Source organism: Halomonas sp. H5, assembly GCF_050613175.1.
Lineage (GTDB): Bacteria > Pseudomonadota > Gammaproteobacteria > Pseudomonadales > Halomonadaceae > Bisbaumannia > Bisbaumannia salifodinae.
In genome coordinates, this window is sequence record NZ_CP192510.1 from 3795888 (window position 1) to 3817192 (window position 21305).

General features: G+C 68.1%; 18 protein-coding genes. 4 read left to right on the plus strand and 14 right to left on the minus strand.

Annotation, left to right across the window (positions count from 1 at the left end):
- Positions 1–5: 5 nt before the first annotated feature.
- From ACQ1W9_RS17505 to ffh, 10 genes are all read right to left on the minus strand, one after another.
- Entirely contained in the window at positions 6–1814 is a 1809-nt protein-coding gene (locus ACQ1W9_RS17505) for a single-stranded-DNA-specific exonuclease RecJ (protein ID WP_431024492.1), read from the minus strand.
- A gap of 264 nt (positions 1815–2078) precedes the next feature.
- Positions 2079–3467, minus strand: coding sequence for a threonine synthase (gene thrC / locus ACQ1W9_RS17510; protein ID WP_431024493.1), 1389 nt, complete (start codon positions 3465–3467; stop codon positions 2079–2081).
- A gap of 62 nt (positions 3468–3529) precedes the next feature.
- A complete protein-coding gene (locus ACQ1W9_RS17515) occupies positions 3530–4846 on the minus strand; it encodes a homoserine dehydrogenase (RefSeq protein ID WP_431024494.1) in 1317 nt (438 codons plus the stop codon).
- 97 nt (positions 4847–4943) lie between these two features.
- On the minus strand, positions 4944–5693 hold the full coding sequence (locus ACQ1W9_RS17520; RefSeq protein WP_431024495.1) for a DsbC family protein: 750 nt from the start codon (positions 5691–5693) through the stop codon (positions 4944–4946).
- Positions 5694–5695: 2 nt separating this feature from the next.
- Complete coding sequence (xerD, locus tag ACQ1W9_RS17525) at positions 5696–6586, minus strand: site-specific tyrosine recombinase XerD (RefSeq protein WP_431024496.1); 891 nt, start codon at positions 6584–6586, stop codon at positions 5696–5698.
- Positions 6587–6681: 95 nt separating this feature from the next.
- Entirely contained in the window at positions 6682–7038 is a 357-nt protein-coding gene (gene rplS / locus ACQ1W9_RS17530) for a 50S ribosomal protein L19 (protein ID WP_195860542.1), read from the minus strand.
- Positions 7039–7146: 108 nt separating this feature from the next.
- Entirely contained in the window at positions 7147–7932 is a 786-nt protein-coding gene (trmD, locus tag ACQ1W9_RS17535; protein ID WP_346062870.1) for a tRNA (guanosine(37)-N1)-methyltransferase TrmD, read from the minus strand.
- 58 nt (positions 7933–7990) lie between these two features.
- Positions 7991–8524: a ribosome maturation factor RimM gene (gene rimM / locus ACQ1W9_RS17540; RefSeq protein ID WP_431024497.1), complete on the minus strand. Its 534-nt coding sequence runs from the start codon at positions 8522–8524 to the stop codon at positions 7991–7993.
- 26 nt (positions 8525–8550) lie between these two features.
- Positions 8551–8805 (minus strand): 30S ribosomal protein S16, encoded by a 255-nt coding sequence (rpsP, locus tag ACQ1W9_RS17545; protein ID WP_431024498.1) that lies wholly within the window; start codon positions 8803–8805, stop codon positions 8551–8553.
- Positions 8806–8946: 141 nt separating this feature from the next.
- On the minus strand, positions 8947–10383 hold the full coding sequence (gene ffh / locus ACQ1W9_RS17550; RefSeq protein ID WP_346062872.1) for a signal recognition particle protein: 1437 nt from the start codon (positions 10381–10383) through the stop codon (positions 8947–8949).
- Between the two features lie 169 nt (positions 10384–10552).
- Here ffh and ACQ1W9_RS17555 point away from each other — a divergent pair, with 169 nt between their 5' ends.
- Together ACQ1W9_RS17555 and ACQ1W9_RS17560 are read left to right on the plus strand one after the other, a co-directional pair.
- Entirely contained in the window at positions 10553–11353 is an 801-nt protein-coding gene (locus ACQ1W9_RS17555; protein ID WP_431024499.1) for a cytochrome C assembly family protein, read from the plus strand.
- Between the two features lie 69 nt (positions 11354–11422).
- On the plus strand, positions 11423–12706 hold the full coding sequence (locus ACQ1W9_RS17560) for an HlyC/CorC family transporter (protein WP_431024500.1): 1284 nt from the start codon (positions 11423–11425) through the stop codon (positions 12704–12706).
- 80 nt (positions 12707–12786) lie between these two features.
- On the opposite strand, the gene ACQ1W9_RS17565 is transcribed toward ACQ1W9_RS17560, so the two are convergent.
- The 3 genes from ACQ1W9_RS17565 to ACQ1W9_RS17575 all read right to left on the minus strand — a co-directional run bounded on the left by ACQ1W9_RS17565 (position 12787) and on the right by ACQ1W9_RS17575 (position 15708).
- Complete coding sequence (locus tag ACQ1W9_RS17565) at positions 12787–14340, minus strand: 2-isopropylmalate synthase (RefSeq protein ID WP_431024501.1); 1554 nt, start codon at positions 14338–14340, stop codon at positions 12787–12789.
- A gap of 67 nt (positions 14341–14407) precedes the next feature.
- Positions 14408–15094 carry a 1-acyl-sn-glycerol-3-phosphate acyltransferase gene (locus tag ACQ1W9_RS17570; protein WP_431024502.1) on the minus strand — a complete coding sequence of 229 codons (687 nt, stop codon included), beginning with the start codon at positions 15092–15094 and terminating at the stop codon, positions 14408–14410.
- Positions 15091–15708, minus strand: coding sequence for a TetR/AcrR family transcriptional regulator (locus ACQ1W9_RS17575; RefSeq protein ID WP_346062877.1), 618 nt, complete (start codon positions 15706–15708; stop codon positions 15091–15093). Before ACQ1W9_RS17575 ends, ACQ1W9_RS17570 begins: the two co-directional genes overlap by 4 nt.
- 159 nt (positions 15709–15867) lie before the next feature.
- Between ACQ1W9_RS17575 and ACQ1W9_RS17580 the strand changes: the two genes are divergently transcribed.
- On the plus strand, positions 15868–16554 hold the full coding sequence (locus ACQ1W9_RS17580; protein ID WP_431024503.1) for an SOS response-associated peptidase: 687 nt from the start codon (positions 15868–15870) through the stop codon (positions 16552–16554).
- Complete coding sequence (locus tag ACQ1W9_RS17585) at positions 16554–19400, plus strand: insulinase family protein (protein ID WP_431024504.1); 2847 nt, start codon at positions 16554–16556, stop codon at positions 19398–19400. Before ACQ1W9_RS17580 ends, ACQ1W9_RS17585 begins: the two co-directional genes overlap by 1 nt.
- 203 nt (positions 19401–19603) lie before the next feature.
- Here ACQ1W9_RS17585 and sbcB read toward each other — a convergent pair whose 3' ends face one another.
- Entirely contained in the window at positions 19604–21094 is a 1491-nt protein-coding gene (gene sbcB / locus ACQ1W9_RS17590) for an exodeoxyribonuclease I (RefSeq protein WP_431024505.1), read from the minus strand.
- Positions 21095–21305: the final 211 nt, after the last annotated feature.

The window sequence follows — 21305 nt, forward strand, 5'->3', positions numbered from 1 at the left end:
GTCACTCAAGAGCCTATCGGCTCGGCATGCTCCACCATCAGTTGCAGCGACTCGCGGCCCTTCCAGCGGTTGCGGTTGAGCTTGTAGGCACAGCGCAGGCGGTCGCCCAGGCCGAAGGCGGGCAGCTCGCCGGGGGTCAGGGCGCGGAACCAGATCGCCCGGTGGCTCATGCGCCCCAGAGAGAGGTCCATCATCAGGTGGCTGCCATCGGCGCCCACCGGGCGCAGCGACTCCACCAGGAAGTCCCCCTCGAAGAGCGGCGCCTCGAACTCCCGGCCATAGGGGCCCAGGGCGTCGAGGGTCTCCAGGGTGGTGAGGCTGAGCTGCTCGGGCGATAACTCCCCGTCGGTCAGCACCCTGGGGTAGAGTTCGGCGCCGCCGAGCCGCTCCGCCACCGCCGTCAGCACGGCCTCGCGGAAGGCGTCCAGTCGCTCCCGGGGCACGCCCACCCCGGCGGCGCCGCGATGCCCGCCGAAGCGCGGTAGCGCCTCGGGGGCCAACTCATAAGCGCGCTGCAGGGCATCGCGCAGGTGCAGCCCCTCGATGGAACGCCCGGAGCCGGTCAGCATGCCCGGGGCCGCGGCGGGGGTCAGCACCAGGGCCGGCCGCCCGTAGGCCTGCACCAGCCTCGAGGCGACGATGCCCTGCACCCCCGCATGGCCCTGCTCCAGGAAGATCACCAGGGCCGGGGCGTCCTCGGCCAGTGGCGCCTGGGCCAGGGCCTTGGCCTGCTCGGTCATCTCCGCCTCGATCGCCTTGCGGGACTGGTTGTCCTGGTCGAGGGTCTCCAGGTGCCGCGCCGCGGTGGCGTCATCGGCGGCCAGCATGAAGTGCAGGGCCGCATAGGGGTCGTCGAGCCGCGAGCGGGCATTGATGCGCGGGCCCATCTGGAAGGCCAGGGTCTCGGCGTCGAAGGGCAGGCTGTCGGGGCCCAGGCGCGCCGCCATGGTGCGCCAGCAGGCGGCCTCCAGGCGGTTGATCAGGGTCAGGCCATGGCTGACCACGGCGCGATTGGCGGGGCTGCCGCCCAGCGACACGCAATCCGCCACCGTGCCCAGCGCCACGTAGGAGAGCCAGGGGGAGAGCTTGGGGGTCGCCTCGGGCAGCACGCCCCAGTCGATCAGCACGCCGCGGGCCAGCGACATGGTCAGCCAGGCGACCATGCAGCCGGCGATGGTGGGGTCCGGGTAGTCGCAGTCGTCCCGGGTGGGGTTGACGGTGGCATAGGCCGAGGCCGGGGGCCCCTCCAGGGGCAGGGCGTGGTGATCGGTGACCACCACCTCGACCCCTTCGGCGGCCAGGCGGGCGATACGCGGCTCGTCGCTGCTGCCGCAGTCGGCGGTGATCACCAGGCTGGGGCGCGGCGCGAGCGAGAGGGTGCGCTCCACCAGGGGCAGGCTGATGCCGTAGCCGTCATGGATACGGTGGCCGATCAGGCTATGCAGCTTGGCTTCGGGCACCCCGAACAGCTCGTGCAGGGTCCGGCGAATCACCACATGGGAGGTGATGCCGTCCACGTCGTAGTCGGTGAGGATGCCGATATGCTCGCCCTCGGCCACCGCCTGGGCGATGCGCTCGGCGGCGCGGCGGCCATCGGCCAGCCGCTCGGGATGCGCCAGGTGGCGCAGGCTGGGCGAGATCAGCGGCGCCAGCTCGCCGCGGTAGTCGTCGAGGCGCCCGGCGAGGATCCGCGCCTGGAGCTCCGAGAGGCCCTCCTGCTGGGCCCGAGCATAGAGGGCCCGATTCAGGGGGCGCGGCTGAATCCGCGGCCGTAGCCGCTCCTGAAGATCCACGACGGGGGGCTGAGTATCCACTCCAACTCCTTGGTCTCGCTGTAATTAGGCTCGAGGCATGACTTACCATGCCGGCCAAGCGAAGGGCACCGGGACTGGGCAGCCAGCTCGATCCCCCCACTGAAGCCCGGGGCTAACCTGGGGGCAGGCCTGCGCAAAGACGCTGTGAACCCCTCCCTGGGCGCTCGACTTTTTCGTCCCTGAAAAAGACGCTTTGCTCCGCCCTACCCCCAGCGCCCCTCAGCCATTCAGCGACGATTGCCCTGAGCCGAAATAACTACTGACTTAGCGGCGGTTCTCGGCGACAAACTGCTGCACCGCGGAAAGCTCCGCCGGCAGCACGCTATAGCGTTCCTCGCGCTCCAGCAGGTCGTCCATATGCGGCGGCAGCGGCACGCCGGGGAAGCCCGCCTTGACCACCGCCTCGGCGAACTTGGCCGGGTGCGCGGTGGCCAGGGTGATCATCGGCACGGCTTCGTCGCCACGCTCGCGCTCGGCGGCGCGGTAGCCGGTGGCGGTGTGCGGGTCGAGGATCTCCTGGGAGCGATGATGCGCCTCGCGGATCACCTCGAGGATGGTGGCGTCATCGACGCTATGGCTGGCAAACATCTCGCGCAGCTTGGCCAGGGGCGCCTCGGCGAGCGCCGCGGGTTCGGCCTGGAAGCGCTCCAGCAGCGCGGCCACGGCGGCGCCATCGCGATCATAGGCCTCGAACAGCAGCCGCTCGAAGTTGGAGGAGACGACGATATCCATCGAAGGCGCCAGGGTCGCCACCAGCTCCTTCTTGGAGAAGTCGTTGTCGGCGAGCGTGCGGTGCAGGATGTCGTTGGCGTTGGTGGCGATCACGAAACGCTCCACCGGCAGCCCCATGCGGTAGGCCATAAAGCCGGCGAAGACGTTGCCGAAGTTGGCCGAGGGCACGCAGAAGCTCACCTGGCGATGCGGGGCGCCCAGGGCCACGCCGGCGGCCACGTAGTAGACGATCTGGGCCATGATGCGCGCCCAGTTGATGGAGTTGACCGCCACCAGCCGGGTGCCATTGAGGAAGCCCTGATCGGCGAAGCTCGCCTTGACCATCGCCTGGGCGTCATCGAAGTTGCCCTCGATGGCGATATTGAAGATGTTGTCCGCCAGCACCGAGGTCATCTGGCGACGCTGCACCTCGGAGACCCGGTTATGCGGGTGGAGGATAAAGATGTCGAGGTTGTCGCAATGGCGGCAGCCCTCGATGGCGGCGGAGCCGGTGTCGCCGGAGGTGGCGCCCATGATCACCGCCCGCTCGCCACGCTTCTTCAGGAAGTGATCGAGGATACGGCCGAGCAGCTGCAGGGCCACGTCCTTGAAGGCGAGCGTCGGGCCGTGGAACAGCTCCAGCAGGAAGTGGTTGGCGTCGAGCTGATTGAGCGGCACCACGGCATCGTGACTAAAGGTGGCGTAGGCCTCGGTGACCAGGCGACGGAAGGTCTCGTCATCGATCTCGCCGTTGACGAAGGGCTTCATCACCCGGAAGGCGATCTCGGCATAGGAGAGCCCGGCCATCTCGGCCAGCTCCTCGCGGGAGAACTGCGGCACGGTCTCGGGCACATAGAGGCCGCCATCGCTGGCCAGGCCGGTGAGCACCACGTCCTCGAAGGAGAGCGCGGGCGCCTGCCCGCGGGTACTGATATAGCGCATGATTCGGTTCCCTTGCCGCCATGGCCCTGGCCATGACGGTCTCTATCCAGCGAAAGCTCGGGTTATTCGTGTTCGTCGAGGGATTCCACGCGGATCCGCGTCACCGGCCCGGCGATATCGGCCATGGACTCGATCAGGCGAATCGCCTCGTTCATCTGCTGCTCGCGGGTGCGATGGGTCAGCAGGATGATCGGCACCAGCTCGCCTTCGGTGGCCTCCTTCTGGATCAGCGCCTCGATGGAGATACCCTGCTCGGAGAGGATGGTGGCCACCCGGGCCAGCACGCCGGGACGATCCACCGCCAGCAGCCGCAGGTAGTAGGCGGTGCTGATCTCCTCCATGGGCAGGATCGGCAGCTGGCTGACGTCCTCGTCGATGCCGCTGAAGGCCAGGTAGGGCACCCGGTAGTGGTGGGCGGTGGTGATATCCCGGGCCACGTCGAGCAGGTCGGCCACCACCGCGGACGCGGTGGGCTCGGCGCCGGCGCCGGCGCCGTAGTAGAGGGTCGGACCCACGGCGTCGCCCATCACCGCGATGGCATTCTTGACGCCGTGCACATTGGCCAGCAGGCGCTCCTTGGGAATCAGGGTCGGGTGGACCCGCAGCTCCAGGCCCTGCTCGGTGCGCTTGGAGATGCCCAGGTGCTTGATGATATAGCCCAGGTTATCGGCCTGCTCCACGTCCTCGGCGGTGACCCGGGAGATGCCCTCGGTGTAGGCCTTCTCGAACTGCAGCGGCACGCCGTAGGCGATGGAGGCGAGGATGGTCAGCTTGTGGGCGGCGTCGATCCCCTCCACGTCGAAGGTGGGGTCGGCCTCGGCGTAACCCAGCGCCTGGGCCTCGGCCAGGACGTCCTCGAAGGCTCGGCCCTCGTCGCGCATATGGGTAAGGATATAGTTGCCGGTGCCGTTGATGATGCCGGCCACCCACTCGATGCGGTTGGCGCCCAGGCCCTCGCGCAGCGACTTGATCACCGGGATGCCGCCGGCCACGGCGGCCTCGAAGGCGACGATCACGCCCTTCTCATGGGCGGCCTGGAAGATCTCGTTGCCGTGCACGGCGATCAGCGCCTTGTTGGCGGTGACCACGTGCTTGCCATGTTCGATGGCGGTGAGCACCAGTTCGCGGGCCACCTCGTAGCCGCCGATCAGTTCCACCACCACGTCCACATCGGGGTTGCGGGCCACTTCGAAGATATCGGAGGTGGTCTTGACGCCGGTGGTGTCGCAGTCCGGGTTGTCGCGACGCATCGCCACCTGCTCGATCACGATGGGCCGCCCGGCCCGCCGGGCGATCTCGTCGGCATTGCGCGTCAGGACATTGAAGGTACCGCCACCGACGGTACCCAGGCCACAGATTCCCACTCTCACCGGTTTCAACGTGATATCCCCTTGCTTTAGTGTTCGGTGTCCGCCCGGGTCGTCGGGCGGCGGTCCAGCGGTGGCGGTTCCGGCCCGGGCCTGCGCCCGCCACTCGTCATCGTCTTGCGTATGCTTCGTCGTCGAGGCCCAGCATGGCGGCCAGGCGCTCGGCGGGCACATAGCCCGGCACCAGGCGCCCGTCGGGCAGCACGATGGCCGGCGTACCCTGGACGCCAAGCTCCATCCCCAGATGATACTGGGCCTCGACCGGATTGTCGCAGTCCGCGGGCCCTTCCAGGGGCGCGCCCCCCTTGACCCGGCTCATCGCCTCGCTGGGATTGGCGTCGCACCACACCTGCTGCAGCTCCCGGGCGCCCCGGGAGCCCATGCCGCTGCGCGGGAAGGCCAGATAGTGTACCTCGATTCCCATCGCATTGAGCGCCGGCACCTCCTCGTGGAGACGCACGCAGTAAGGGCAGGTGGTATCGGTGAAGACGGTCACCGTGGCCCGGCTCTCGGCGCCGCGGAAGATCACCCGCTCGGCCTCGGGAATCATCGCCAGGCGTCCGGCGCGCTCGGCATTGCGGGCCTGCTCGGTGAGATTGACCAGCCCCTGGTCGCCATTCTCGTAGAGGTCCCCCACCAGGAAGAAGCGACCGCTGCTGTCGCTGTAGAAGGTCTCGCCATTCTCCAGACGCACCTCGAAGAAGCCGTCCAGGGGCGTGGTGGTGACGCTCTCCACCGGCATCGGCTCGCCACCCACGCTCAGTTGCCGGGCCAGCTCATCGGCGGGGTCGGCCAGGGCCGGGGTGGTCAGGGCGGCGGCCAGCAGGCCGCCCAGGGCGAATCGTGTCGCTCGTTGCATTCTCAGCCTCGCGGGTGATGTTCGGCATGCAGCAGCTCCAGGCGCGCCTGGGCCACATGGGTATAGATCTGGGTCGTCGACAGGTCGCTATGACCGAGTAACAGCTGTACGACACGCAAATTGGCCCCATGATTCAACAGATGGGTGGCGAAGGCGTGGCGCAGGGTATGCGGCGACAGGGGCCGCGCGATGCCCGCGGATCGCGCATGGGCCTTGATGCGATGCCAGAAGGCCTGGCGAGTCAGGCAGGCATCCCCGCGCCCGGGGAAGAGCGCCGGCCGCGTGGGATCGCGCATCAGGGCGCCCCGCCCGCCGCGCAGGTAACGCTCCAGCCAGGCGATGCCCTCCTCGCCCAGGGGCACCAGGCGTTCCTTGTCGCCCTTGCCCAGCACCCGCACCACCCCCTGGCGCAGGTTGACGCTGGCCAGGCTCAGGTTGACCAGCTCCGAGACGCGCAGGCCGCAGCCGTAGAGCACCTCCAGCATGGCGCGATCGCGCAGCCCCAGAGGGCTGTCGGTGTCCGGGGCCGCCAGCAGCCGTTCCACTTCGGCCTCGTCCAGGGTATTCGGCAGGTTGGGCCGCACCTTGGGGAGGCGCACCCCGGCCAGGGGGTCGGCGCTCAGCCGCTCGGTCATCAGCGCCCAGCGGTAGAAGCGCCGCAGGCTCGACAGCAGCCGGGCATTGGAGCGCAGCTGGTAACCCGCCTCGCGGCGCGCCGCCAGCCACTCGGGCAGGGTCTCGGCGCCGGGGGCCAGCAGGCAGGCGCCGTGCTCGGCCAGGCAGGCCGCCCAGGCGCCGAGGTCGCGCCGATAGGCGGCCAGGGTATGCTCACTGGCGCCCTGCTCGAGCCACAGGGCATCGAGGAAGGTATCGATCAGGGTGGTATCGGACATCGACGGGCCTCAAATGCAGGGAAACCCCGCCCCGCGCGAGCGGTGACGGGGTTTCCCGGCGACCTCGGCGGTGCCGGGTCGCGACCTGGCCCGACTTAGGCCAGCTTTTCCTTGATGCGGGCAGACTTGCCGCTGCGCTCGCGGAGGTAGTACAGCTTGGCCTGGCGCACGTCGCCGCGACGCTTGACGCTGATGGAGTCGACCAGCGGGCTGTAGGTCTGGAAGGTCCGCTCGACGCCGACACCGTGGGAGATCTTGCGCACGGTGAAGGCGGAGTTCAGACCGCGGTTGCGCTTGCCGATCACCACGCCTTCGAAGGCCTGCAGACGCTCGCGGTTACCTTCCTTGACCTTGACCTGCACGATCACGGTGTCGCCGGGGGCGAAGGCCGGGACTTCCTTGGCCATCTGCTCGTTCTCGATCGCCTGGATCACCTTGTTCTTGCTGCTCATTGCTAGCTCCTCAATATCTCATCGCCACCCTGGGGTGGCCGTGATCCCGACGCTCGGCGTAGGCACGCGGACGCGGGAATCGGGTGTGTGACGCGAGTCTGCCCTGGCTTATGGGGCCTCGGGGGTGTCTCGCACCTCCGCCTGACTGGCGTATTCGTCGATAAACTCGTCGAGCAGTTGCCGCTGCTCTCGGCTCAATTCGCGACCCTCGAGAAGGTCGGGACGCCTGAGCCAGGTGCGTCCCAGGGACTGCTTGTGGCGCCAGCGACGAATGGCGCCATGATTGCCGCTCAGCAGTACCTCGGGTACCGCCCGCCCGTCGATCACTTCCGGGCGCGTATAGTGAGGGCAATCCAGCAGTCCCTCGTTGAAGGAGTCCTCCACCGCCGAGTCCTGGTGTCCCAGCACTCCCGGCACCAGCCGGGCGGCGGCATCGATCAGCACCATGGCGGGCAGCTCGCCGCCGCTCAGCACATAGTCGCCGATGGACCACTCTTCATCGATATCGGCCTCGACGATACGCTCGTCGATGCCCTCGTAACGGCCGGCCACCACGATCAATGGCCCCGCCGCGGCCAACTCCTGGACACCGCGCTGATCCAGAGGTCGCCCCTGGGGCGACAGGTAGATCACGCGGGCCGGCTGGCCCTGTGTCGCTTCGGCCTCGGCGCGCGCGGCATGGATCGCCTGACGCAGCGTCTCGACCTTCATCAGCATGCCCGGCCCGCCCCCATAGGGGCGATCATCCACCGTGCGGTGCTTGTCGATGGCAAAGTCCCGGGGATTCCAGAATTCCAGTTCCAGCAACCCTTGCTTGACCGCCCGACCGGTCACGCCATAGCGGCCGATCGCATCGAACATCTCCGGGAACAGCGAGACAACACCTATCCACACGGCAATTCATTCCAGGCATCGGCTCTGGGGGTTCCGCCTCGGGCGGTCGACCCTAGAGTCAAAAGTCGGGATCCCAGGCCACCGTCATGCGGCCGGCATCGAGATCCACATCGAGTATCACCTCGTCGGGCAAAAAGGGCAGCAGCCGCTCCTTGCCGTCGGCGGCACCGCGCACGACCATGACGTCGTTGGCGCCGGTCTCGAACAGGCTGGCCACGCGCCCCAGGGCTTGCCCCTCGGCGGTCACCACTTCGAGGCCTTCCAGTTGGTACCAGTAATACTCGTCCGCGGGCAGCTCGGGCAGCGCCGACTTGGGCAGCAGGATCTCCGCCCCGGCCAGCCGCTCGGCGGCATCGCGGTCGTTCACCCCGTCGAGGTTCGCGACCAGTCCCTTGCCGTGGCGACGCCCCTGAGTCAGGCGGTACACCCGTACCTGACCATCGAGACGCACCCACCACTCGGGGTAGTCGAGAATGCCCTCCATGGGGCTGGTGTAGGAGTACACCTTGAGCCACCCCTTCACCCCGTAGGAGCTGGTCAGTTTGCCCAGCACGACATGCTGAGCCTTATCGCGGCCCTGGGGAGAGGTCATGGCGGTTTCCTGCACCGAGCTCACGATCAGGCGTTGGCCTGCTTGCGGGCTTCCTTGATCAGCTCGGCGACACGCTCGGAGAGCTGGGCACCCTGATCCTGCCAGTGGGTGACGCGCTCCAGGTCGACGCGCAGACGCTCTTCCTGACCACGGGCCACCGGGTTGAAGAAGCCGACGCGCTCCAGGAAACGACCGTCGCGGGATTTGCGAGAGTCGGTCACGGTCAGGTGATAGAAGGGACGCTTCTTGGCGCCACCACGTGCCAAACGAATGGTAACCATGGCGTTAAACAGTCCTTCGGTTAGATTGCTGAAATTTGGAGTCTTCAGGGCGCGAGCGGACTCACGACCCAGTCATGAAGACGCGACATTCTACGGAAAGCGGCACCGTTTGGGAACCTTTTTCCTTGACAGCCCCCGGCATCAGCGCCAGGGGAAGCCTCCGGGGCCTCCCATGCCCCCCGGGCCGCCCATGCCTCCGGGCCCACCCATACCGCCGGGGCCGCCCGGGCCACCGCCGCCCATCATGCCGGACATGCCGCGCATCATCTTCTGCATGCCGCCCTTCTTGCCCGCCTTCTTCATCATCTTCTGCATCTGCTTGTGTTGCTTGAGCAGACGATTGAGGTCGGGCACCTGCAGGCCGGCACCGGTGGCGATGCGCCGCTTGCGGGAGCCATTGATGATCTCCGGCTTGTGGCGCTCCTGGGGCGTCATGGAGTTGATCAGTGCCTCGAGCTTGCCGAGCTCTTTCTCCGGCCCGGGGCCCTGGGCCATCTCGGCCATCTGCCCCATGCCCGGCAGCTTGCCGAGCAGGCCGCCCATGCCGCCCATCTTCTTGAGCTGCTGGAGCTGGTCGCGGAAGTCCTCCAGGTCGAAGCCTTCGCCCTTCTTGACCTTCTTGGCCAGCTTGGCGGCCTTGCCCTTGTCGACGGTGCGCTCGGCCTCCTCGATCAGCGACAGGACATCGCCCATGCCGAGGATGCGCGAGGCCACCCGATCCGGATGGAAGGGCTCCAGGGCATCGGTCTTCTCGCCCATGCCCATGAACTTGATCGGCTTGCCGGTGATATGGCGTACCGAGAGGGCCGCCCCGCCACGGGCGTCACCATCGGCCTTGGTGAGGATCACCCCGGTCAGCGGCAGCGCCTCGTGGAAGGCCTTGGCGGTATTGGCGGCGTCCTGGCCGGTCATGGCGTCGACCACGAACAGCGTTTCCTGGGGCGTCACCGCCCGATGCAGGGCCTGGATCTCGTCCATCATGTCGGCATCGACATGCAGGCGACCGGCGGTATCGACGATCACCACGTCATGGAACTGGATCTTGGCGTGCTTGATGGCCGCCTCGGCGATGGCCACCGGACGCTGATCGCTGGACGAGGGGAAGAAGTCGGCCTGGATCTCTCCGGCCAGGGTCTCCAACTGGTCGATGGCCGCGGGACGATAGACGTCGGCGGAGACCACCAACACCTTCTTCTTCTCGCGCTCCTTGAGGTAGCGGGCCAGCTTGGCCACGGAGGTGGTCTTGCCCGCCCCCTGCAGGCCGGCCATCAGGATCACCGCCGGCGAGCCCTTGAGGCTGAGGCCATCGAAGGCCTCGCCCATGACCGCCTCCAGCTCCTGCTGGACGATCTTGACGAACTGCTGCCCCGGCGACAGGCTCTTGGAGACCTCCTGACCCACCGCGCGCTGACGCACCGCGTCGATAAAGGCCTTGACCACCGGCAGGGCGACATCGGCCTCCAGCAGCGCCCGGCGCACCTCGCGCAGGGTATCCTTGATGTTGTCCTCGGTCAGTTTGGCCTGACCGCTGATGGACCTCAGCGTCCGCGATAGACGCTCCGATAGACTTTCGAACATGGGCCTCTCCGGCAACGATGCCTTGGCGTTTGGCGCGATTATACGCCTTGATGGCCTCGGTCTCCATGCATGGCTGGGCGGCGCCCCGGGGCTTCGGTATAGTAGCGCCAGGATCGCGGCCCTTATTTCGCCACTTCGCCGCCCCGGGCGGCCCATGGACAGCAACGCTATGCAGGCGCTTCCCTTTGCCTTAATCGCCATCATCCTCTACTGCGGTGCCGCCTCCTGGCAGGCGCTGGCGCTGGCCCGGCGCGTCCCCCAGCGTCCGCCCCTGGTGCTGACCCTGGGCGGCCTGGCCGTGGTCTGTCACCTGCTGGTACTCGGCGCCCTGATCGGCGGCAGCGAGCCGCTGAGCCTGGGCCTCGGCACCACCGCCACCGCGGCGGGGGCGCTGATCGCCGCCCTGCTGCTGGCCATCAGCCTCTTCAAGCCGGTACTCAACGTGGCGGTGGGACTCTTCCCGCTGGCCGCCGCGACCCTGGTGTTGGCGGTAGGCCTGCCCAGCCCGCCTCCCGGCAGCGGCCTGACCCCGGGCATCGCCCTGCATGTGGTGAGCTCCGCCCTGGCCTTCGCCGTGCTGGCCATCGCCGCCGTTCAGGCGATCCTGCTCGGCGTACAGAACCAGGCCCTGCGCCACCACCATACCCGCGGCATCGTCCAGGCCCTGCCCCCCCTGACCACCATGGAGCGGGTGCTCTTCGAGCTGATCTGGGCCGGGGTGACCCTGCTGACCCTGGCCATCCTCAGCGGCTTGCTGTTCCTCGACAACCTCTTCGCCCAGCACCTGGCCCACAAGACGCTGCTCTCCCTGGCCGCCTGGGTGATCTTCTCGATTCTCCTGGCCGGCCACCACTGGCTCGGCTGGCGGGGCCTCAAGGCAGTACGCTGGACCCTGGGGGGCTGCGCGCTGCTGCTGCTGGCCTATTTCGGCAGCAAGTTCGCCCTGGAAGTGATCTTCCCGGGGCCCTGAGCCGCCTTGACAGGCCACGCGCCACTTCTCTACAAACGTGCCTGATACGCCATAAAGGACCCTTCCATCTTGAGCGACGACTTCCCTCTGGGATTGCTGTTCGGCCTGCTGGTGCTGCTGATCCTGCTGTCGGCCTTCTTCTCGAGTTCCGAGACCGGCATGATGTCCATCAACCGCTATCGCCTCAGCCATCGCGCCAACGGCGGCGAGCGCCGGGCCCAACGGGTGCTGCGCCTGCTGGCCCGCCCGGACCGCCTGATCGGCGTGATCCTGATCGGCAACAACCTGGTCAACAACCTGGCCGCCGCCATCGCCACCGTGCTGGCGATCCACTTCTTCGGCGAGGTGACCGGGCCGGCCATCGCCCCCCTGGTGCTGACCATCGTCATCCTGATCTTCGCCGAGGTGACCCCCAAGACCTATGCGGCGGTCAAGCCGGAGCGCATCGCCTACCCCGCCTCGGTGATCCTGGAGCCGCTGCTCAAGCTGCTCTATCCGCTGGTGTGGCTGACCAACGCCATCTCCAACGGCCTGCTGCGCCTGGCCGGGGTCAAGCAGATCGATGGCGGCGCCGACAACCTGACCCGGGACGAGCTGCGCACCATCGTCCACGAGGCGGGCACCCTGATCCCCCAGCGCCACCAGGCGATGCTGCTGTCGATCCTCGACCTGGAGAATGTCACCGTCAACGACATCATGGTGCCCCGCCACGAGATCGTCGGCATCGACCTGGAGGATGACCTGGAGAGCATCCTCGCCCAGATCCGCACCAGTCAGCACACCCGCATTCCGGTCTACAAGGGCGATATCAACAACATCATCGGCATGCTGCACCTGCGCAACGCGGCACGCTTCCTGGCCAAGGCGGAGGTCACCAAGGCGGCCATCGTCCAGGAGGCCCGGGAGCCCTACTTCATCCCCGAATCCACCCCGTTGCATACCCAGCTGCTCAACTTCCAGAAGCAGAAGCGGCGTATCGGCATCGTGGTGGACGAGTATGGCGACGTGGAGGGCCTGGTGACCCTGGAGGATATCCTCGAGGAGATCGTCGGCGAATTCACCACCGACGTGGCGGGGATGCACCAGGAGATCCACCTCCAGGACGATGGCAGCTACCTGATCGAGGGCACCGCCAATATCCGCGAGATCAACAAGTCGCTGGGCTGGCAGTTGCCCACCGATGGCCCCAAGACCCTCAACGGCCTGATCCTCGAGCACCTGGAGTCCTTCCCCGACGGCCCCGCCTGCCTGCAGGTGGGCACCACCCGCATGGAGATCCTCCAGGTCAGGGACAAGCTGATCACCTCGGCGCGCTGCTGGCAGCATGCCCGGCGACCGGCCCGCCGCCGCTAAGCCTCCTCCCACGACAAACGACCACGGCGCCCCTGGGGGCGCCGTGGTCGTTTCGGATGCCATACCGTCCAGCCGGCTTTTCAGGGCCCTTCGTGGACACCCTGGGGGTGGGTGCGCTCGCCGCGACTGGCCAGGGCATTGAGGGCGTTCACATAGGCCCTGGCGGAGGCGATGACGATATCGGTGTCCGCCCCCAGGCCGTTGACGATCCGCCCGCCCTTCTGCAGGCGCACCGTGACCTCGCCCTGGGAGTCGCTGCCGCTGGTGATGGCGTTCACCGAATAGAGCTCCAGCTCCGCCTGGCTGTCGGCGATCTGCTCGATGGCCTTGAAGACCGCATCCACCGGCCCGCTGCCCTGGGCCTCGACGCGGCGCTCCGCGCCGTCGTGATTGAGCACCACCCGGGCCAGGGGCGTCTCGCCGGTCCGCGAGGTGACCTCCAGGGCCACCAGGCGGAAACGCTCGGCCCGGGCCGCGGCGCGGGTATCGGTGACCAGGGCCTGGAGGTCCTCGTCGTAGATCTCGTGCTTCTTGTCGGCGAGCTGCTTGAACAGCACGAAGGCATCGTTGAGCTCCGCCTCGGAGGCAAACTGGATGCCCAGCTCGCCCAGCCGCGAGCGGAAGGCATTACGCCCGGAGTGCTTGCCCAGCACGATGGCGTTGGTGTGCCAGCCCACGTCCTCGGCGCGCATGATCTCGTAGGTCTCGCGGTGCTTGAGCACGCCGTCCTGATGGATCCCCGACTCGTGGGCGAAGGCGTTCTTGCCGACGATGGCCTTGTTGGGCTGCACCGGGAAGCCGGTGACGGTGGAGACCAGCCGCGAGGTGGGCACGATATGGGTGGCGTCGATGCGAGTCTCCACGTCGAGGATATCCTGGCGGGTGCGCACCGCCATGACGATCTCCTCCAGGGAGGCATTGCCGGCCCGCTCGCCCAGGCCATTGATGGTGCATTCCACCTGGCGGGCGCCGGCATTCACCGCGGCCAGGGAGTTGGCGACCGCCAGCCCCAGATCGTTATGGCAGTGCACCGAGAAGACCGCCTTGTCGCTGTTGGGCACCCGGCGGATCAGCTCCCCCACCATCTCGCCGAAGGGCACCGGCAGGGCATAGCCCACGGTGTCGGGGATATTGATGGTGGAGGCGCCGGCCGCGATGGCCGCCTCGACGATGCGGCACAGGAAGTCCAGCTCGGAGCGCCCGGCGTCCTCACAGGAAAACTCCACGTCGTCACACAGGCTGCGGGCCTTCGTCACCGCCGCCACGGCACGCTCCACCACCTGTTCCGGCGCCATCTGCAGCTTGTACTGCATATGGATGGGACTGGTGGCGATAAAGGTGTGAATGCGCCCCTGGGCGGCGCCGGCCAGGGCCTCGCCGGCGGCCTCGATATCGCGTTCCAGGGCCCGGGCCAGGGAGCAGACGCGGCTGCCCTTGACGCTCTCGGCCACCGCCTTCACCGCCTCGAAGTCACCGGGGCTGGCGGCGGCGAAGCCCGCCTCGATCACATCAACGCGCAGCTTCTCCAGCATCAGGGCGATACGCACCTTCTCGTCGCGGGTCATGGAGGCGCCCGGCGACTGCTCGCCATCGCGCAGGGTGGTATCGAAGATGATCAGCGGCTGCTTGCTCATGGAAGGGCTCTCATCTGGGTCCAGCGTCGGAATCCCGTCGCCCGGCCGAGCCGTGGAGCGCGGGAACTCAGTGTTTTCTAAGGGTAGCCGAGGTCGGCGCCACGCCCCAGGCCTCGGCGTCGGCCTTGAGCTCACGCACCTCGATCTCGAGGCGCGCCAGGCTGGCCTCCCGCGGCGCCAGGGGCGCCCCGAAATGGAGCCCGACCCGGGCGCGGAAGCGGCGCGGGCGCTTGGTCAGGGCGCGACCGCCCTGGTGGGAGGTCCAGGAGCCCCAGAGCCCGGCCAGGCCGGCGGGCACCACCGGTACCGGGTTGCGCGCCAGGATATGCTCCAGGCCTCGCCGGAAGGGGTGGATCTCGCCATCCGGGGTCAACCGCCCCTCAGGGAAGAGCATCACCACCTCGCCGTTATCCAGGGCGCGGCGAACCTCTTCCAGGGCGCGCCGTACGCTGCCCGGGTCGCGACGCTCCGCCTCCACGGGAATCGCCCCCACCAGGCGGAACCACCAGTTGAGCCAGGGCGACTCGTAGATGGGGCGATCCATCAAAAAGCGCAGCGGCCGCGGGCTGGCGCCGCCGAGGATCAGGGCATCGACGAAGCTGACATGGTTGCAGACCACCAGGGCCGCGCCCCGGACCGGCAGGTGCTCGCGCCCCTCGACCCGCAGTCGATAGCAGAGCCGCACCAGCACGAGGATCAGATGACGCGCCAGGCCGAGACAGGGCCCCCGGAGGGGGTGAGGCTCACGACTCATGGAGCATAGGGGCCATGGCGCAGGCCGGCGAGGATGGTGACCAGCAACTGCTCCAGCAGTTCGGTGACCTCCAGGGGCTGGCCCTGCCAGACACCGAGGCGCTCGTTGAGGCCCAACTGCACCAGGCCGTGCACGCTTCCCCAGAGGGTGCGTGCCATGCGCCGCGCCTCCAGGTCGCCGAGCCCCGGCTGGTAAGCCTTGAGCCCGGTCTCCACGCGCAGGAAGAGGGCCTCGATCATGTCGCTCTGACGCCGGTCCAGCTCGCCCTCCTGGGCCAGGGGGTAATCGAACAGCAGCTGCCAGCGATAGGGTTCGTGGCGGGCGAAGCGCCAGTAGGCCAGGGCCAGGGTACGCAGTTGGGACTCCAGGGTCTCGTTGGTATCCGCCGGCACCATGGCCTCCTTGAGCCGCGCCAGGGTCTCGAGGTTGACGTGCTGCAGCAGGTTACCGAAGCTGCCGTAGAGCTTGAGCAGGGTGCTGGGGGCACAGCCCACATCGCGAGCCAGGGCGCGCAGCGACAGCTCATGCACCGGGCGCTCCTGCAGCCAGGCATCACAGGCTGCCATGACCTGGGCATGCAGTGCCTCGGGGGCATGCTGTCTAGGACGTGCCATGGGCTTCCTCGTCGCGATGAGTGGAAGTGCGGAATCGAACACTGTTTCCGACCAGCATATCGCTACCTGCCATAAACGCAAGCCCGGCGCGGGGATAAGCGCTTTTCAGCGCCCGGTGAAGCCGCTACCCTTGAGGCCCTCCGCCGCTCAGGAGCCGCTATGGCAGGCCGCCTGCATATCGCCCCCATGGATCTGGAACGGCTGCTGCCGGGCCTGCGCCTCGAGGCCACTCCGATCACCAGCCCCAATCTGGCGCCACGCCAGCCGCTCTCGATGCTGCGCCTGGCCGGCGGCACCCCGACCCTGGTGACCGCCTTCTGGGGCCTGACGCCCCCCTGGCTCGAGGTGCTCGACCACGCCCCCCACTGTGCCCGGGCGGAGTCCCTGGCGGCACGCCCCATGTTCCGCGAGGCCTTCGCCGCCCGCCGCTGCCTGATTCCGGCCAGCGGGATCTATGTGTGGAAGCCCCAGCCGCGCATGAAGCAGCCCTTCCTGGTCACCCGGGCCGATCGCGGTCCGCTGCTGCTGGCGGGGCTGTGGTGCCGCTACCATACCAGCCTGACCGAGTTCGCCGACTCCTGCGCCCTGATCACGGTGGCCACCCCACCGCTGCTGACGCCCCTCAGCGATCGTCTACCGGCACTGATCGACGCGGCGGCGGCCCGGGAGTGGCTCGACCCGACCACGCCCCTGGAGCAAGCCCGTGCCTTGCTGGCCCCCGCCCCCGGGGAACTGTTGGGCGCCTTTCCGGTATCAAGACGAGTGAATGATCCCAAGCACCAGGAGTGGGCCTGTGGCTACCCCACCGGTCCCATGCTGCGCGCGACCCCCGCTCAGGAGAGTTAATGTCCATCTCGCTTCTCGCCGCCCCCCGCAGCACGCTATCGCTGCTGACCGCCCTATGGATCGGCGTCACCGGGCTGGCCCGGGCCGACTCGCCCGAGCCGGCCATTGCCGAGGTCACCCCCCAGACCAGCCCTCACGACGTGCGGGAGTATCGCCTGCTGAGCCTGGACAACGGCCTGACCGCGTTGCTGGTGCATGACCCCGAGGCGGACAAGGCCGCCGCCTCCATGAACGTCAGCGTGGGCAGCGCCGACGACCCCGAAGACCTGGCGGGGCTGGCCCACTTCCTCGAGCATATGCTCTTCCTGGGCACCGAGCCCTTCCCCGAGGCGGACGCCTACCAGGGCTATATCAATCGCCATGGCGGCAGCCACAACGCCTTTACCGCTCCCCATGACACTAACTACTTCTTCGATATCGAGCCCGAGGCGCTGCCCGGTGCCCTGGATCGCTTCAGCCAGTTCTTTATCGCGCCGCTGTTCAACGCCGACCAGTTGGAGAGCGAGCGCAATATCGTCCACTCGGAGTACCAGGCGCGGATTCGTGACGAGGCCCGCCGTGAGTTCGATGTGCTCGACCAGTTCCTCAATCCCGAGCACCCGGGCACCGGTTTCTCGGTGGGCAGCCGCGAGACCCTGGCCGCTCCCGCCGAGGGGGAGCCCGACCTGCGGGAGCGGGTCATCGACTTCTATGAGCGTCACTACGACGCCAACGTGATGCACCTGGCGCTTATCGCGCCCCAGGACCTGGACGCCCAGGAGGCCCTGGTCCGCGAGCGTTTCGGCGCTATTCGCGACCGCGACCTCGAGGCTCCGCGTATCGACGTGCACCTGGCCCTCGACGAGCCCCTGCCGATGGCGCTGCAGGCCCGGTCGCTGCGCGATCGCCAGCAGGTACGCTTCCTGTTCCCCATCCCCGACCCCATCGATGACTACCCCTTCAAGCCGGCGGACTTCCTGGCCAACCTGCTGGGCCACGAGGGCGAGGGCAGCCTGCTGGCGGCGCTGCGCGAGGCGGGCCTGGCCGACGCCCTCTCCGCCGGCGTGACCCGCAGCGATGGCGAGAACGCCCTCTTCGCGGTGACCCTCAGCCTGACCCCGGAGGGCGCCGAGCGCCTCGATACGATACAGGCCAGCCTGTTTGCCGCCATCGCGGGAATCGCCGAGCAGGGCCTCGAGGCCTGGCGTTACGAGGAGCAGGCCAGCCTGGCGGAGCAGCAGTTCCGTTTCCTGCAACACGGCCCGCCGGTCCGCGGCGTGACCCACCTGGCCATGAACCTGGCCCACTACCCGGAGGAGGACGCCCTCTATGCCCCCTACCGCATGGGCGAGTTCGATGCCGAGCGCCTGGCCCCCTACCTGGAGGCCCTGACGCCGGACAGGCTGATCCGCCTGTATAGCGGCCCCGAGGTAGAGGGCGAGGCGACCTCTCCCTGGTTCCATGCCCCCTACCGGGCCGAGACGCGGGTCGAGTGGCCCGAGGCAACGCCCCTGGGTGGCCTGGCCCTGCCCGAGCCCAACCCCTTTATCGCCCAGGACCTGGAGCTCCTGGGACACCAGGATTCGCGTCCCGAGTTGCGCCTGGAGACCCCGGGGGCGCGACTCTGGCACCAGGCCCATAGCTGTTTCCGCACGCCCCAGGTCGAGTGGCGCTTCAGCCTCCAGCATCCTGCCGCCAGCGAGTCGCCCCGGGAAGCGGCGCTGACCCAACTGCTGGCGGGCTGGCTGGACGACAGCCTCAACGAGGTCTTCTACCCGGCGCGCCTGGCGGGGCATCACTTCGAGGCCTATGCCCACGCTCGTGGCCTGACCCTGAGCTTCTCCGGCTGGCGGGATCGCCAGCCCCTGGTGATGCGCGAGGCCCTGGCCCAACTGATCGAAGGCGAGATCGCCGAGGAGAGCGTGGCACGGGTCAAGCAGCGCCTGGCCCGGGAGTGGCGCAATGCCCCCCAGGCGGCCCTCTACCAGCAGGCCAGTCGCACCCTGGGCGAGGCGCTGATTCGCCCCCAGTGGCCGACCGCCGACCTGCTGGAGGCGCTGTCCTCGCTGGACGGCGAGGCCCTGCACGCCTATCGCCGCGACTTCCTGGATGCCCTGCATATCGAGGCCATGGCCGTCGGCGACCTGGACGCCGCCCTGGCCAGCCAGGAGGCACAGCTGGTCTTCGATGCCCTGGCGCCGCGCCTGGACGCCGAGGCCATTCCCTCCCTGACACCGCTGGCCGCCCGGCAGCTGCCGCCGCTGCGCCCGGATAGCCAGCGTCAGGAGTCGCTGCTGCTGCGCTACCTGCAGGGCCCCGACCGCTCCCTGGCCAGCCAGGCGGAGCTGGCGGTACTGGGCCAGCTATTGAGCACGCCCTTCTATACCCGGCTGCGTACCGAGGAGCAGTTGGGTTATGTGGTCAATGCCGGCTATCGGCCGCTGCTGGATGCCCCGGGCATCGCCCTGCTGGTGCAGTCGCCGGAGACCGGGAGCCAGGCCATCGGCGAACGCATCGACGCCTTCCTGGAGACCTTCGATGCCAGCCTGGCAGACCTGGACGACGCGACCCTGGCCCCCTATCGCCAGGCGGTGCGCGACCAGTTGCTGGCCCGGGACACCTCCCTCGGCCAGCTCACCGATCGCCTGTGGCGCGGCCTGGCCCTGGGTGACGATACCTTCGATCGCCGCGAACGGCTGGCCGCCGAGGTGATGGCGGTGGATGGCGAGCGGCTGCGCCGGGCCTGGCAGGCCCTGCGCCAGAGTGACCCGCTCGACGTGGCCTTCGATCCCGGCGACGAGCCCAGCGATGTACTGGCCCTGAGCCGCTCCCTGGCCCCATTGCCGGAAGATGGCGCCGAGGAGTAGCAAGAAAAAACGCCCGACCCGGGCTCTCTCCCGGGTCGGGCGTTTGTGTGCCCATCCCGCATAAGGCTGCAGCCGAAAAGTCGGCGAGCGAAGATCAGACAAGGCAAAAATCGGCGAGAAGACGGAGTTTACGAGCTGTAAATGAGTATTTTGAGCCGATTTTTAACGCCGTATGATCGAGCGCAGCCAGTTTTCGGAGCAGGCTAGTCGAAGGCCTGGGGCGGTACGATAGCCTCCACATGCATCACCAGCTCCTCGAGGATCTGGCGCTGACGATCGTCCAGGCTGACCTGATTGAGCCGCTCGATCTCCCGGGCGAAGCCCTGCAGGGTCAGGCCACCGAGGCGCGCATCGTTCATGCGGTTCCAGCGATAGGCCTCCCACTGGGCCTGCTCCTCGCTGCTCAGGGTCTCCGGGTAACTGCGCGCCCGATAGCGAAACAGCATCTCCTCCAGGCGCGGATCCTGGAAGGCGAAGCGTGCCGCCACCAGGTCCCAGGGATCGCTGTCCCGCACCCGCTGCATCTGCTGGCGGTCGGCGGGGGAGAAGAAGCCCCCGGAGTAGAGCATCAGATCGGGATCCCGGGGTCCCTCCGGCGGTGCCTCGGCGAATACCTGGGCCGCCTTGCGGGCCGCCTCCGGCGCCTCATGGAGGCGCTTCCAGTGGCGCCGACAGGCCGCCAGGTCGAGCCCCATGCCCTCGACGATATCGCCATACTCGCCGGCCCGGGGCCCATTGACGTCCTTGAGGAAGCTCACCGGCATGATCACCGGGCTGCGATTGATATGGATCACCTTGAGGGGCACCCGGGCCGTGCCTTCCGCCAGCTCATCGGCGGCCACGAAGACCCGCTCGCGAATCGCCTCCGGGCTCAGCGTCAGCAGCGGCTCCGGATCCTCCGCCAGGTCATAGACGATCACCCCGTTGGGGTTGCTGGGATGCTCCGCCAGGGGCATCACCAGGGCCGCGCAGGCGCGGCTGGCCGGGTAGCGCTGGGAGATATGCAGCAGCGGCTTGCGGGACGCCAGGTCGAGGCGGCGCGCCACCTCGCGCTTGTTGCGCAGCCCCAGCAGATAGTCGAAGAGGCGCCCATTGCACTCCCGCAACAGCCGCGCCAGGGCGATGGTGGCGCGCACATCCACCAGGGCGTCATGGGCCCCGGCATGCTCGATGCCGTTGGCGGCGGTCAGATCCTCGAGGCGGAAGCTGGGGGCACCATCCTCGCGCTTCGGCCATTCGATCCCCTCCGGGCGCAGGGCGTGGAAGGCGCGCACCACGTCGATCAGGTCCCAGCGGGAGTTGCCGTTCTGCCACTCCCGGGCATAGGGGTCGAGCAGGTTGCGGTAGAAGAGGTGGCGGCTGACCTCGTCATCGAAGCGCAGGCTGTTGTAACCCACCGCACAGCTGCCCGGCTCACTCATGGCGGCATTGACCCGGCCGGCGAACTCCGCCTCGGGCAGGCCACGACGCTGTGCCGTCTGGGGCGTGATGCCGGTGATCAGGCAGGCCTGGGGGTGGGGCAGGTAATCGTCCGCCGGCTTGCAGTAGAGGGTCAGCGGCTCGCCGATCTCGTTGAGCTCGGCATCGGTGCGGATGGCGGCGAACTGGGAGGGGCGATCCAGGCGCGGATCGGCCCCGAAGGTCTCGTAGTCATGCCAAAGAAAGGTGCGCGGTGCGGCGACGGACTGCGCCATGGACGATCTCCAGACAGGGCCGAAATAAGGCCCAGCCTAGCATAGACACCCGCCGGGCTCAGCCCATGGCCACCCGGCAACGGGACTCTCGCGGCCAACCGCTATGGCTAGCCCTTGGCCAGAATGACATTCAGCTCGAGAATCGGGCCGTCGTCATCTTGGGTCGAAACAAGAGCAGGCTGCTATGGTCAGCCCTGGCAAGGTCACGTTA